Source organism: Niallia sp. CD-39, from assembly GCF_059874745.1.
The window spans coordinates 218,445-232,874 of the sequence record NZ_JCBCPS010000001.1; the positions used below are offsets into that span (position 1 = coordinate 218,445).

The following is a 14,430-nucleotide window of genomic DNA, read 5'->3' on the forward strand; positions in this document are numbered from 1 at the left end:
ATTTAAAATAGGAAATTTAGAATATTGATCTGGATTTTAAATAATTAGCTGAAATTTATACATATAAAATCTAAGGTGAACTGTTAAGCTGGATGGAGGAGAAGTGTTTTGAAGATAAATGATTCAACTCAACTTAAACAAATGAATACAGAGTTTATAAAATCAACTATTAAAAAAAAAGATGCTGTAACAAAACTTGAAGTTTCACAAATAACTGGGCTAAGTGTAGCCACATGCAATACTATCCTAAACGATCTACTAGAGAAAAAAGAAATAATAGAATTAAAATTTCAAGCATCTAACGGGGGTAGACCCGCTAAACATTATCAATTTAATGCGGACCACTCACATATCGCTTGTATTTATTTACAAAAAGATGGATCCACTCAATCTTTAACATATTTAACTGCAAATTTACTAGGCGATATTCTTGAAAAAAAAACGGAGAGATACCCAGAAATAACGATTAACGAATTAAAAGAATGCATATCAAGAATTACTGAAAAGGATCTGCTCATTCAATCCATTGGAATTGGAATTCCAGGGGTAGTTGAAAACGGCGTAATTGAAATTTGTGATATTCCTTCTCTTGCTAACTTACATTTAAGAAAAGAACTCTCATACTTTTATGACCTAGATTTTATAATAGATAATGATATGAATTTGACTGTTTTAGGTGTAGGAATTAATGCTCCAATTGAAGAGAGAAAAGAAAGTTATGCAGTATTTACATTTTTAGAGAATGAACTACCAGGTGCAGGCTTTATGGTAAATGGGAGGGTAATAAAAGGTTCAACTCATTTTGCAGGAGAAATATCTTATCTTCCGTTAGATATAAAACGAAACGAATTGATTAATCTTCTACAGACTGAAGAAGGTTTTATTGATATATGCTCTCGCTATATCTCAATAACTACAACGATTTTGAATCCTAGATTAATTGTACTTACTGGTAAAGCAAGTAATGAAAAATTACTAGCTAAAATACACGATGTTTGCATACAATATATACCAATTAAACATCTACCTAAGATTATTATCCAAGAAAATCTACATAAAGAGTATATCGATGGATTGATTTATTCTACTCTGAATGAGAGAGAAATGCACATTACCTAACGAATCATTATTAAAACTTGAATAGAAACATATTTAATCAGTAAAAAGGCGATCTTTAAATTACTTACAGATCACCTTTTTATTTCTTTCTACTTTTGTATGGTTGGGTTCAAAGACTTAGAGAATATACCAGATAAAACAATAAAGAATACAATTACTGTTAATGCATTGAGTAGACCAATACTTTCACCTAAAAATCCTAGTAAAGGAGGTCCTATCAGGAAGGCTGCATATCCCACTGTTGCAACAGCACCTACCCTAGCACTAGCTCCAGATTCTTCATCTCCAGCTGCAGATAACCCTATAGGAAAACCTAAAGAAGCACCTAATCCCCATAATATGATTCCGATTGTACCTACATATACATTCGGACCTAATATAACAAGGATTATACCTACACCAGCTAAAATTGCAGTAACTCGCAATACACTTACTCTACCGAACAAGTCTAAGAAATATCCTCCACTTAAACGTCCAATCATCATGGCTGCTACAAAAATTCCATACAAACTCGAACCCAATGTAGAGGTAACATTATACCCATCGACCATAATAATAGGCAACCAATCATTTGCTGAACCTTCAGCGAAAGCCATACCTAAAACAATAATACCTATAAAAACTAAACGTTTATCATTCCAAACTGATTTTTTTCTCAATTCTGTATCTGAAGCGTTTAGGTTTGATCTTGATTCTATACCTGTGCCTTTTGGGATGTTTCGAGACAGGGAAAGTATGATTATCCCTATCAGTACGGCTATTACACTAAAGTGTATCTCTACTGGTACAGACAATAAATCAGCTAGAGTTCCAAGTGTGGCACCTATTAGCGTTCCTGCACTAAAACTAGCATGTAAGGCTGGTAACATTGTTTTTTTGGAAGCCCTCTCTAAAGCCGCTCCTTCAACATTTAAAGCAACCTCAGCTAAGCCATACCCCCAACCAAAAATGAATAGACTTAAAAATACCAGAATACTAACTGAAGCATATGCACTTAGTCCAAGGAAAATAAAGCTCAAGACCACAATAAAGCCACATATATTTATAACAAACTTAGCCCCTTTTGCTGATATAATACGACTAGCTAAAGTTAAACCACAAAGAGATCCTGCAGCCAACCCGAATATAATTAATCCCATTTGAGATGTTGATGCATCTAACAAGTCTCTTATAATTGGAGTACGAGAAATAAAAGTAGCAAAAGCTAGACCAGGCAAAGCAAAAATCACAAATATTGCTAGTTTCCAATTCTTCTGTTGATTAATTGATAATTCCATATGTCTTACCTCTCTGTTAATTATTTACTGTGTCTCTATTCTTCTTTCAGTAAAGCATTAAAAATACAAGTGGATGTTCTCATTTGTATTTAAGTCAAATGTTCTACTATACTTTTAAATTATTATACTACTTATTATAAGTCTTGTAAAAACTAATAAAATACCTCCCTCTTTAAGGTAAATTGTGTAGGTAAATGGGTAAAAAAGCATAGAAATTGTATGTTTAACGTTGTTTCAAGCAATTGATTCATTTACATTTCTTCTTCACCTATTTAGAAAAAATAAAACTTATAAATATCACAATATGATTCCTTGGATAATTAACTAACGAGCTGCCATAACCTCTGGTTTCTATTTTTGGTCCAAGCCTATTAAAATTTTTGTGAGGTTCTGAAGTCCGTTATTTATTGCATGATACTCTAATGAAATATTGAGAGGCGCAACTAATTTTTATTGCGTTTGTTAACTTCAATTGTAATAAAGTCCGGCAAATAGCTGGGTGTACAACCTTTTGCTACTTTTTCATCTTTGTAAAGACCCGTCTTCTCACCAAGTTTAATACAACGTGCACGATTCTTTTTATCATAAACGCCTATCCAGCCTGCTGTGAAATTCATAGCCCATTGAACTTCCGGTTCTTCATGTGCAATATTCGTTTCTAATGCAGTTAGTAAATCTTCTGTGTTATCAGGCGGTGTTTGTCCAGTCCATCTCAATCGTGCTTGATAATACCAGAAAACTCGCCTTTGAAGAGGAGTAGGACTCTTTTGCCATGACTCCATCAAAGCAATTGTCTTCTTATCTTTGCTGAGCTGATTAGCCATTAACCAATCCATTAAGTAATTTCGTTCATCAAAAGTATGAGCTTGCATATCCTTATCAAGCTTATTTAGCACTTCTTGTGAAAGAGATTTTTTATCCATAATTAAGATTGCTACTAGTCTCGATAAATACTCTTCAGTTGACCAAAGTTCCATAGCTAATTCGTGATCTTTTTTAATATCCTTCGCAATTTTTCGTAATTCGCCTAGCATAGTATTACTATTAATCTGAGCTAGAACTTTTGCTGCTTTGGAAAAGGGTTTTATTTCTGTACTTTTATTTTCATTCATTTAATATAACTCCTTTTTAAAGTGCTGTTTCGATATTATTATATTCTAATAAATATGGTTTTCATTGATTGTAACAAGGTTACTAATCGAACCTGCCCTTTTAATTCAATAACTTCAACAATAAAGACATGAATCCTTCTTAGTTTACCCTAACTATTCATATCCTCCCTCGGATTTTGGGAGTGCTTTATATTCATCCTTACTTTTAATTATATTAAAGACATCATTTCTCAACTCAATTTGTTGTTTTGCATCGTGCGTTGGTTCGAAGTATTCCTCTGAAAATAAATGTATGATCGTTTCACCGTTTATTCTAATTTTCCACTCATCTTCTCCATGCGGTTCTTGCGCACAAATCACACCGTTTACAGGTTCTGGTATAAATATTTTTGTTTCGATAATATTAAATTCTTTCATTTTCTCATAAATATCGTCCATTTCTTCCTCTGTTAAAATGATCTCTGCGGTTGCTTTTCCCTTTGTGATTAAATCCTTAATCATCGTGCTATCGAAAGTGTTAATTTCATTCTTTTTTTGAACGCCAAACTGAATTGAAAAATCAAAGTCATCAGGCATCTTTATTGGCATATTCTGAGTGTTAAAGTTGGTCTCGTTCTTGAGTTCTTATTCTTTACCATTTTGTTGACAGCCTAATAACCCCATTCATAAAAATATCAAGGAAATAATTAACCCTAACTTTTCCAATATTTACACCCCTTGGATAATTAGACGGTATTTCAGAGTTTTCGTTTCAATAAATCTTCATGACAGCGAAATTAGTCGCAGAAAGCGATGTAACCAATAAAGGTGATCCTCCCTACTCTAAAAGATATCAGCTATGATTCACCTCAGTTACTTAAAAATAATTGGAATTTGTCAATTTTAGTTTCTTCCTATCATTTTTGACTTTAATATTAGTGCAGTCCACTATTTTAATGTTGAAAATTAATAGTAATTCTAAAATTGTTTCTTCAGATCTCCTTTTATCTTACTTCTTGGTTTACATCTCCACTATTATTTTAGATTTTTTTGAAGTATAGGTAACATTATTAAATCTGTGATATTTGTAATGTACGTACGATCATACTGCTTTCGTAAGATAAACATTCGATAGATGAGTAAAGCTGGGCCGATGTCCGCCAACAGATCTAGTTCGTCTGATTGAATACTGTTTTCTCTTACAAAAGGCTGAAGGATTAACCATAGCGCGGTTCGATGCTTTTGGTAGAAAACACTATGTATTCCCTGTTCCAGTTCCTTATTATGTGGGAGGGCGGAGCCGATTGCTGCCATTGCTTGCTGATACAGCTCGTGCTCATCCTGAAAGCTAAAGCAAAGCAAGTCAATTAATTGTCCTCGTAGGTCTTGCTGTTGATTGATTTTATCCATAATCGATTCAAATGGGTTGATTGAGGATATAGCTTCAATTACAATTTCTTCTTTCGATGTCCAGCGTCGATATATCGTTGCTTTTCCGACCTTAGCACGTTTTGCAAGAGCATCTATCGTAAAAGAATCAAATCCAACCTCCGCTAATAACTCTATTGTTTTTTCTAGTATGATTTCGTTTCGAGACAAATCCATTGGTCTTCCACGCTTGGTCTGTCCATCATAGTGGTTGATTTCATTACACACATAGATTCCCCCTTCTTATCTTAATCTTACATTTATCTTATCAGTTTCTTAACAAAAGTAAAATACGATACGATTGCGTTTCATTAAGAGTGGTGTTAAGATACTTTAGGAAACGATACCGTCTCGTAAATGCAATTGATAGGAGGAATGTATGTGGACGTAGGACATACAGAGCAAATAAATGCAAAAAAAGAAATGCCAGAGATAAAAGTGGTGCCTCTTTTGGCTGTATTGCTTTCTGGTGCATTTGTTGCGATTTTAAATGAAACGATTTTAAATGTCGCGTTAAACGCGATTACGATTGATTTTAACGTAGCATATAGTACGGTGCAGTGGCTCGTAACAGGATATATGTTAATCATTGGGACACTAATTCCGATCTCTGCTTACTTTATGCAGCGCTTTACAACTCGTCAGTTATTTATTACAGCGATGACGTTGTTTACCATTGGGACTATAATTTCAGGAATTAGTCCTACCTTTACTGTTCTGTTAATAGGTCGACTAACTCAAGCCGTTGCAACAGCAATTATGATCCCATTATTAACAAACGTTATCTTATCCGTTATTCCGATTCAGCGTCGTGGTGCTGCGATGGGTATGGTTGGTCTCGTTATTATGTTTGCTCCGGCCATCGGACCGACTGTATCAGGTTTAATTGTAGAAAATTTATCCTGGCGCTGGTTATTCTATTTAGTGGTTCCGATCTCTATCTTCTCATTATTGTTTGGGATTAAAATCTTAAAAAATGTTACCGAGGTTTCCAAACCAAAGCTTGATGTATTCTCTTTTATTCTCTCAACTCTTGGTTTTGGAGGGATTGTTTACGGATTTAGCGCAGCAGGAAAAGGAGACGCTAGCTTTACAGACCCAGTTGTTTTAACTTGTTTGATTGTTGGATTTGTTTCTTTAGGATTGTTCAGCTGGAGACAATTAAAACTAGATAAACCGATGCTCGACATTCGTGTATTCCGCTATCCTATGTTTTTTGTAGGTTTACTACTCGTGATGCTTGTGATGATGACAATGTTCGCTATGATGCTTGTACTGCCAATGTATATGCAAGGAGCTCTAGCATTCACTGCCGTTGCTACTGGGTTAGTTATGTTACCTGGTGGATTAATTAATGGAGCTATGTCACCGGTTATGGGACGTCTTTTTGATAAATTTGGTCCACGACCAATTTTAATTCCTGGGACGATTCTGTTAGCAGTGACTGTATTCACCTACCGTTTCTCTACACCTGGTATACCTATGTGGGTCATTATCATTCAGCATGCATTGCTTATGATTTCCGTAGCTATGATTATGATGCCTGCTCAAACGAATGGATTAAATCAACTGCCGACCAAGCTTTATCCACACGGTACAGCGATTGCGAATACGTTAATGCAAGTATCAGGAGCAATTGGTGCAGCTTTATTTATAGCGATTATGGAAAACGGTCAGCAAAACTTTCTATCGAAGATTACGAATCCAACCGATACTGATCTGGTAGATGCCATGACCGTTGGATCACAGCTAAGCTTTTCAATTGGGTTCTACTTTGCTTGTGCAGCCGTTGTCTTGGCATTCTTCGTTCGTAAAAGTAAACATGGGATTTAATGCAAGATATTAGATCTTTTGTACTGAATTAATTCTAATTATTATTTGAATCTATTATATAGGTAGAAACCATTTGATTTTTATGGTGTAGGCAACCCCCAAAAAAGAACCTGATAAAAAAACTATCAGGTTCTTCAAAATATATTAATCTAAAGGCTTCCAATCATGATCTTTAACATCATTATTATTTGGTTTCCTTACATATTGTGTAACTCCAATACTTTTAGCACCGAACTTTTGGAAGTTTTCTTGTGCTTCACGTAAAGAAAGAAACATGATTTGGGCCATGCTTAAAGTCTGGATCAAATAACTGACTCGCGTCATCCTCCCAGTAACATATATCACATATTTGATGAGTATATGTAGGATCTTCTTCATATGTTTTAAAACCACAACAAGGGCATGTAAATAGTTCGTTCAAATTTTTCACCTTTTCTCTAATTTGTTATTCAAGATATTCAATAAGGCTATCTCTTTTTTGCTATAAGTATGTTTTATTACCCCACTTTGAGATACTATGCTTATTCATAAGTAAGTCTATTATAAACAAACATATCTCCTTGTTCTAACTTTGTACTTAATATTGCAAAGGTAATAACAGGGAGTGAAACTTTATGGTTGAAAAAGTAAAAACCTCATTGAACTTCAATGAGGTACTAATAGTCAATTTTATTGAGTTTTAAGTTTGTGGCAACCATATTGTAAAGGTTGTCCCATCCCCGTTCTCACTTTTTACTTTTATTCTTCCTTTATGCAACTCAATAATATCATAGCTCATCGATAACCCTAAACCTAATCCGTCTTTTTTTGTAGAATGAAAAGGAGTAAATAGTTTATTTAAAGTATCTTTATCCATTCCAAATCCATCATCACTGATCGTAATTTCAATCCCATTATCAGTTTTACTCTGATTGATATCAATTGATATGTTTCCATTAAAGTCGATGGCATCAAAGGAGTTTTGTAGAATGTTAAGAAATACTTGTTTAATTTTATCCTTATCTACACTAATCTTTTTTTTATAAAAAGCTTGATAATGAACCTTAATGTTTTTATTTCTAAAATCATTATCCATTAACGTCAATATATCTTCAAAAACTTCATGTAGGCTCACACTTGATTTTGCGACTTCTTTTGAATCAGGTTTAGCCATCATCACAAATTGCTGAACAAGGTTTTTTATTCTTTCTAATTCACTGAAAATGATTCTAAAATATTCGTTTTGCTTGTCGTTATCTGTACTTCTATTTCCTTTAAGGACTTGTAGCAATCCTATGATAGAGGTAAGGGGATTTCTTATCTCATGGGCAAGCCCGGCACTAATTTTCCCTATAGCGGACAATTTCTCACTTAGCATAAGTTGTCTTTCTAAAACAAGTCTTTCTGTAATATCTCTAAACTGACCAAACACTCCATTTATCTGGTTGGACTCATTATAGATAGGAAATGAATCAAATAGATACGTCTTATTTGATATAGACACTTCTATATCTTCGTACTTTTTACTTCCTCGCAAAACATTTTCCATGTATTCACCGATAACTGCAAATTCTGTAATATGACGATTGCATATTTCTGCTTTTTCGCAAGATAGTACTTTCTCAGCAAAAGGGTTAATTTCAACTATTTCTCCGTTCTCATTGGCCAAGATGACTCCATTTCGACTGTTTTCCATAAGCACTTGATTCAAGACTAGTAATTTCTTATTCTGTTGCTTTACTCTAACCTCTCGTTCAATAGAATCGACAGCAGACTGTAGTAGTCCAGAATGGAAAGCACTTGCTTGATGAGCAGCCATCATCACCGAAATCGTACCGCTTATTTTTCCTAAAGAAAAAAAGGGAACAGAGAAACAGGCACTTTCATGTAAACAATGAAAGAAATGGTCCGAACCAATGAGTTGGACAGATTGCCTCATTTTTAATGCCATTTCAATACTATTCGTACCTGCCTCTTCTTCCTTTAATCTGATTCCGGTAGTTAAACCTAAAGGCTCAATTTGCGCCTTCATCATTTCATCCCCGTACAACTCAATAATGTATCCTTCATCATCAGTGATAACGATTAATACAGCTGTACCATCTAATTCATCTATTAACTTGGTCATAAATGTTCTTGCGACAGAAATGGTATCAGCAAGCATCCTCTTCTTTTGTTCCAACTCATTATCAAGCAATTTATCTTTAAGATCCGGAAGATTATGAGGATTCAATTTATTAGTAAAGCATCTTTGGTGTGAATTATATATATATTCATTCTTAGATTCTATTATCATTAAAGCCACCATCTACAATTTATTTTGTAAGTCATTGAATTCAACTGATTAAAAATAACGTTAATTGTTCATTTTAATATATACTGATTCCAATTTCAATTATCTGATATGGACAATTTATCATCTTATTATCTATATATAGAAAATATGCATTCTCTATTCAGACGTTTAAACACTTAAAAAAGGCGAAAATTTAAATTTCTGCCTTTTTAATAAAATATATTAAATTTTTAAAAATCTTTTATTTACATATGTTGTTGCTTTCGATTTTGTGTATTTTCAGATAATTGCAGCTAATAAAAAAGTGAATTAAAAAACTGTTTAACTGATTTTACATAAACACAATTTTAAAGAAAGGGGATTTTCCTCTTTTGTAGTATACCTATTCATATCCAACTTTTCTCTTAATCATATATAGGTTAGTCATCTATCATAAATGGATTCAATAGGAGTATGGTTTATAAGACTGGAGGTAAGATGTGAGTAAATTAAAATACCTATTCATTTTCTTTTTACCAACAATGGCTTTGGCAATTATAACCTTTATTTGGTCCTATTTTTCATTAGAAACTCCTGTATTCTTTTTTCATGTCAATTATAGTGGTGGAGTTAATTTACTAATTAATATCTCTTGTTTATCCATTCTTTCCTTTGTATTTTTAATCGTTCCTGTTTTTTTCATGAAGGATAAAGTAAAATATATTATTGCAATTTTATTAGGGACAATCCATTCAATTTTTTTTTGTTGGATATTTACATGGATCGTTTTAGTTTTATCAATAAAATAAACCATCTGTTTATATTGTTGAGCAATTTGAAGGGTAAAGTGAGGGAAATTAAAAGAACCTACTTATTCAAAATAAGATAATCAGAAAAGAGGGTTTAAAAAACCCTCTACCTTTTCATCATAATAAGAATATTAAAACTTGATAGATTAAACAAATTGGTTCTCATTATTTCATTTCCTTTGAAAAGCATTCCTTAATTGTATTAGTGTTGCGTCATAGTTAAATAGGCTATTAAGAAAACAGTCCACAATTGTTTAGAATTTCCTCTGTACTAAGTAAGGTAGCTTCTTCAATCCCCACATTGTTGGCTTTCATAAAGGACTGTACTGCTTGGAATCCTACTGCATATCCAGCAAATGGTGATAGCCCAACAGGTTGATAACCCTGTTCCTTTGCAATGGTGTCACCAAACATATAACTACTAACCTCGGCAAATCCCTTAATATTCAATGCATCTTTTATTACTTCCGTTGAGTATTTCAAGTCCTCCGTATCAAAAGAAGTAACCCAAGGACCTAATAGATCCTCTCCATAAAGTTCTTTAGCAAATGACTCTGCTAATCCTTCTATAATCAAGTAATCACCAACTGTAACATTACCATGATCCCAAGAAAAATTGGAAAAACGGATATTGTGGTGAAATTCATGTGCGATTACTGTAGGGATTCTTGGAACATTATAGGAAGTAGGGTAAATTGAAACGTGAATAAATCCTGGAATTCCTCCAAAACCACAATAGCCTTTTTGTAATTCGAGTTTTTTTGGATCAGCTATATACATGCCAAATTTCAATTCATCAGCATTTATATTTAGTTTATTTTTTCTAATATAGTCAACACAATGATTCAAAGTTTCGCATGCTGTTTGAAGAGCTTGAATTTCTTTTAATTTCATTAATGCTATAGTTCCAATCTCAGTATCTCTCATATCAAGATACCCGAGCATTTTTGTAGCCATTATTACGTCGTACCCATTAGGTTGATTGGCTTTTAGAGGAACATTAATGGTATTCCACATCTTCTCAAAAGGTTTCATCATAGAATAGCGATAGTAGTTTTCTTTTTCGCCTTCCATAGAGAACAATTTTTCATATTGCTCAAATGTATTTTCGATTATTATTTTCATTTCTACCCCTTTGTTATTAATGTTTTTTTGAATTCTTTCATCGCTTCGCTAATCCATCACCATATCGATTAATGTATTTCGTAAATGGTCATCTCAGCTACTTCTCTTATTCTCATTCATATCCATCTTTTTTTGTACCTCCTTCAAATGCCACAATAAAGTATTACGCAGCGTAAAGGTCAATAGTTAATGGGAATGAATTTATATGTGATTTTCTATATAATTGAATGAAATAGGTTTTAAATAAGAAGGTTTTTATGTAGGATTCCACACTATTATCCGATTTATAGCATGGTAGGTTATAAGTTTTATATGGGGATTTCTGATATCTCGTATAGCTTCTAAACATGAAATCAAAAAATCCATTTTGAAGAAGAAGTAAACAAAATGGATTTTTTTCACTATAATCAATCTATAAGATGCATCTCATACGTATTCTTTACACTTCACGATAAGATTCTTTTTTCACCGTGAATCTCTTTAATCGGCTGGATATTCTGCGTAAACTCAAGTGTCCCGCAATATTCTCCTTGCTCATTTCTAACTGCAAAGTAACGAATATAGACATATTTGTCTTTAAATCTAATCCAGAAGTCTTCTGTATCACTCACACCAGCTTTAAAATCCTCTAGCAGCTTCTCAACAATATGCACGCTTTTCGGTGGGTGGCAATTTTGGACCGTTCTGCCAATGACCGCTTTTGTTCTAGCAAAGATTCTTTCTTTTCCATGAGAAAAATAACGCACAACATCATCTTGGTCAATATAGGTAATATCAACTGGCAAATGATTCATCATCAGCTCGAGCTGCTTTACAGATAATACACCTGTTTCCAAATGGATAAGACCGTTTACCATTCTTTCAGAATCCTCAGACAGTGAATCGCGCACTGGTTTCCACTTACCGGCAGGACCAGTTAGACAATAGCCAATTTCCTCACTTTCGATCGCAATCTTCATCCACTCATCTTCTGTTAATGTTTGCAGTGCCAGCGGAAATAAAATGTTTTCTTCTTTAAAGATCATTTCGCTGACTTCACGAATGACATAATACAGCTTATCAACTACAGCTTGCTTATTGCCTTCATAGAGCTGTAATAGTTGTTTCGCCTCCTTAATAGCCGCACGAATCTCGTCATCGACACCCCACATCACTTTCGTCGGTCCGAATATACCGTATTTCTCAAGATAAGGAAACAGCAAGTTTTCCTTTCGGCTATAGTGTTTATCGATATCAAGCAATAAATTGAGATTTTCCAACAATTTATAGATATTATCTTTGCTATCCTCTTTTTCAAATCGATCAAAATGAAGCTGTAGCTTAAAGTTTGTTAATAAATCAATCTCTTTATTTTCCAATTTAAACGTATGAATCGGATGACCTGGCATTTCCTCTGACTTGTCATCAGTACGATGGATTTCTTCAATCGAACCTTTGAATATGGCGGTATGGACAGAGCATAACCTTTGCACTTCCTCTACACCAATTCCTTCTTCTTCCATTAAAGCCTGCTCCAATTGTGATATTTCTGTTACAGTGATACTCCCGACTGCATCGTCAAATCGTTGCTTTACCTCGTCTACTGTTTTACCAGAATGCAAGTCTTTAATAATTTCCTTTAACATTTGCTTCCTTTGTGATGACTGCTCCGTTGTATTCTCCCGATTATTGATCAACTCGCTCATACGATCCCATCCTTATTCTATTATGGTAAAGCCTCTTTGCTCACAAGTCTCTTTCACTTTATCAATTGAAACCCCTCGCATTCTGCATCCTTTCGGGATCGTCATGACCCTCCCAGCTGTCTTCATCATAAGTGGATCAGTAATTTTTTCAAAGCCAATCTCTTTTAAGATTTCTATCAACTCTGGATACGATGCTGTTAATTCATATACCGGCAAATTTAAGTCTAAGATTTTCGCCATTAAACCACCTCATTAAGGAATGATTATTATTCTCAATATAAACATACCATTTGAGGAAGACTGATAATGTGAGATGAATCACATTTAATAATGCAGTTTTTTAGATTAGCTCAGTCATTTTCAAAATAACCTTTGTCACTGTTACCGTTACTCTTATTTTAATTGATAAAATGAATGAAGGATTTTGGCAAATGTCATCTTCTGTGAATCTAATGTTTATTTCAGCTTGTCTTATTGATAAGAATGAGCATAATAAAAGACTGCCAATTTGGCAGTCTCAGACTGTTGACAAACGCTCGCATACCTCGTTGTTTGTCTCACTCGTCGCCTCATGAACCGTCTGTTCTATCGGGTCTACATTCAACTGCACTCCTAGTCTGACAAGCGTTTTCAAGACAGTCTGATGGGTTTATCTATGAGACTATTTGGCAGTCTCTAATCAGTAGTTATAACCTATCTTTTCGTCTATCAATTATTAATAATAGTGACAGTATCACTACACTAAGTACGACTATAAATAAAAATGATAAGTATAGCATCATAAATCCATCGAATGTTTCATCGAAAATTAAAAGTGCAACATCTTGATCATACATACCTCCCGCAGATATATATCTAGCGACTTCAAGATAAATAACATGATAGATTATGCTCACCCACATAGAACCTGTATACTTTCTATATAGTTGTAAGGAAATCCCAAATGTGAACAGCAGGATAAAATAAAATATATTCAATGAAAATGGTTGATTAAAGAATATTGATTCCAATGCCATTACCATAAGCGGAACACACATGAAGATTAGCGGCTGTAAAATCAGCGAGGTGATGAAGCGAAATTTCTTATTCAATTCTTCAAATATTAGACCACGGATAAAAACTTCTTCTGGAAATGCTTCATACAAAAATGCAGTCACTGTATTAATTAAAATGGCAATCATTACGCTAGATGTCAAGTTCAAGCTGACGTTTTCTATTCCGCCAATGAAATAAGCGGTTAAGATTCCCGCGAGTAGCAAAATAAAAGGCAACGTGATTCCAATAATCATCCTTAATGGTGAACGTACTCCCTTTAATCCAATGTACTTAAGCACGTCGGGATTCTTTCTTATAAGAACATAAAGTACAATAAGCGTTAACCCGGTAAAGATCATCCCTTGTAAAAGCATACCAATTTTCGGGTCTATATCTTGATTTCTAATCAAATATTGTCCGACATTACCTGAAACAAATAGAAAGAATGACACGAGTACAAAGAATAAAAGCAACCGACTCATACTAAATTTCAAAGAATTCAATTGAATGCTCCTTTTTTAATCGTTATTGTTTTTATAAGTTTTGTATTTCCGTATTCTATATAGATGCTTCTTATAGTTAGTGAAATCATCTCCACTCTACTTTAGCGTTATGTCTATATACGTATACATACGCCATAAGCCTAATAAAAATTGAACTAAATCCCTACCATTCTAAAACGATCAACCTCCTAACAAATTTTCTTAATCGATCCTTTAACTTTCAAAAACGAATTACCACTAAACATCCAAATAACTCAACAAAAAGAACTGA

General features: G+C 33.8%; 12 protein-coding genes and 1 pseudogene. 3 read left to right on the plus strand and 10 right to left on the minus strand.

Annotated elements, in window-relative coordinates; translation table 11 throughout:
- Nucleotides 1–108: 108 nt before the first annotated feature.
- The gene (locus AC6F34_RS01125; RefSeq protein ID WP_500768111.1) at nt 109–1,119 is read left to right on the plus strand and encodes an ROK family protein; all 1,011 of its coding nucleotides are present in this window, start codon (nt 109–111) and stop codon (nt 1,117–1,119) included.
- 89 nt (nt 1,120–1,208) lie between these two features.
- On the opposite strand, the gene AC6F34_RS01130 is transcribed toward AC6F34_RS01125, so the two are convergent.
- The 4 genes from AC6F34_RS01130 to AC6F34_RS01145 form a co-directional block, all read right to left on the minus strand.
- On the minus strand, nt 1,209–2,396 hold the full coding sequence (locus tag AC6F34_RS01130; protein WP_500768113.1) for an MFS transporter: 1,188 nt from the start codon (nt 2,394–2,396) through the stop codon (nt 1,209–1,211).
- Between the two features lie 443 nt (nt 2,397–2,839).
- The gene (locus AC6F34_RS01135; RefSeq protein WP_500768115.1) at nt 2,840–3,508 is read right to left on the minus strand and encodes a DNA alkylation repair protein; all 669 of its coding nucleotides are present in this window, start codon (nt 3,506–3,508) and stop codon (nt 2,840–2,842) included.
- Nucleotides 3,509–3,661: 153 nt separating this feature from the next.
- Nucleotides 3,662–4,084, minus strand: a complete 423-nt coding sequence (locus AC6F34_RS01140) for a hypothetical protein (protein ID WP_500768117.1) — start codon at nt 4,082–4,084, stop codon at nt 3,662–3,664.
- Between the two features lie 438 nt (nt 4,085–4,522).
- The gene (locus AC6F34_RS01145; protein WP_500768119.1) at nt 4,523–5,143 is read right to left on the minus strand and encodes a TetR/AcrR family transcriptional regulator; all 621 of its coding nucleotides are present in this window, start codon (nt 5,141–5,143) and stop codon (nt 4,523–4,525) included.
- A gap of 153 nt (nt 5,144–5,296) precedes the next feature.
- On the opposite strand from AC6F34_RS01145, the gene AC6F34_RS01150 reads away from it, so the two are divergent.
- Nucleotides 5,297–6,748: an MDR family MFS transporter gene (locus tag AC6F34_RS01150; protein WP_500768121.1), complete on the plus strand. Its 1,452-nt coding sequence runs from the start codon at nt 5,297–5,299 to the stop codon at nt 6,746–6,748.
- A gap of 144 nt (nt 6,749–6,892) precedes the next feature.
- Here AC6F34_RS01150 and AC6F34_RS01155 read toward each other — a convergent pair.
- Nucleotides 6,893–7,169, minus strand: a pseudogene (locus AC6F34_RS01155) (CPCC family cysteine-rich protein).
- A gap of 258 nt (nt 7,170–7,427) precedes the next feature.
- Nucleotides 7,428–9,023 carry an ATP-binding protein gene (locus AC6F34_RS01160; protein WP_500768123.1) on the minus strand — a complete coding sequence of 532 codons (1,596 nt, stop codon included), beginning with the start codon at nt 9,021–9,023 and terminating at the stop codon, nt 7,428–7,430.
- A gap of 479 nt (nt 9,024–9,502) precedes the next feature.
- On the opposite strand from AC6F34_RS01160, the gene AC6F34_RS01165 reads away from it, so the two are divergent.
- Nucleotides 9,503–9,811 (plus strand): hypothetical protein, encoded by a 309-nt coding sequence (locus tag AC6F34_RS01165; protein WP_500768125.1) that lies wholly within the window; start codon nt 9,503–9,505, stop codon nt 9,809–9,811.
- Nucleotides 9,812–10,042: 231 nt separating this feature from the next.
- On the opposite strand, the gene AC6F34_RS01170 is transcribed toward AC6F34_RS01165, so the two are convergent.
- The 4 genes from AC6F34_RS01170 to AC6F34_RS01185 all read right to left on the minus strand — a co-directional run bounded on the left by AC6F34_RS01170 (nt 10,043) and on the right by AC6F34_RS01185 (nt 14,159).
- Complete coding sequence (locus AC6F34_RS01170; protein WP_500768127.1) at nt 10,043–10,936, minus strand: DUF2268 domain-containing putative Zn-dependent protease; 894 nt, start codon at nt 10,934–10,936, stop codon at nt 10,043–10,045.
- Between the two features lie 446 nt (nt 10,937–11,382).
- Complete coding sequence (locus tag AC6F34_RS01175) at nt 11,383–12,621, minus strand: DUF438 domain-containing protein (protein WP_500768129.1); 1,239 nt, start codon at nt 12,619–12,621, stop codon at nt 11,383–11,385.
- Nucleotides 12,622–12,633: 12 nt separating this feature from the next.
- Nucleotides 12,634–12,861, minus strand: coding sequence for a DUF1858 domain-containing protein (locus AC6F34_RS01180; RefSeq protein WP_500768131.1), 228 nt, complete (start codon nt 12,859–12,861; stop codon nt 12,634–12,636).
- 446 nt (nt 12,862–13,307) lie between these two features.
- Nucleotides 13,308–14,159 (minus strand): CPBP family glutamic-type intramembrane protease, encoded by an 852-nt coding sequence (locus AC6F34_RS01185; RefSeq protein WP_500768133.1) that lies wholly within the window; start codon nt 14,157–14,159, stop codon nt 13,308–13,310.
- Nucleotides 14,160–14,430: the final 271 nt, after the last annotated feature.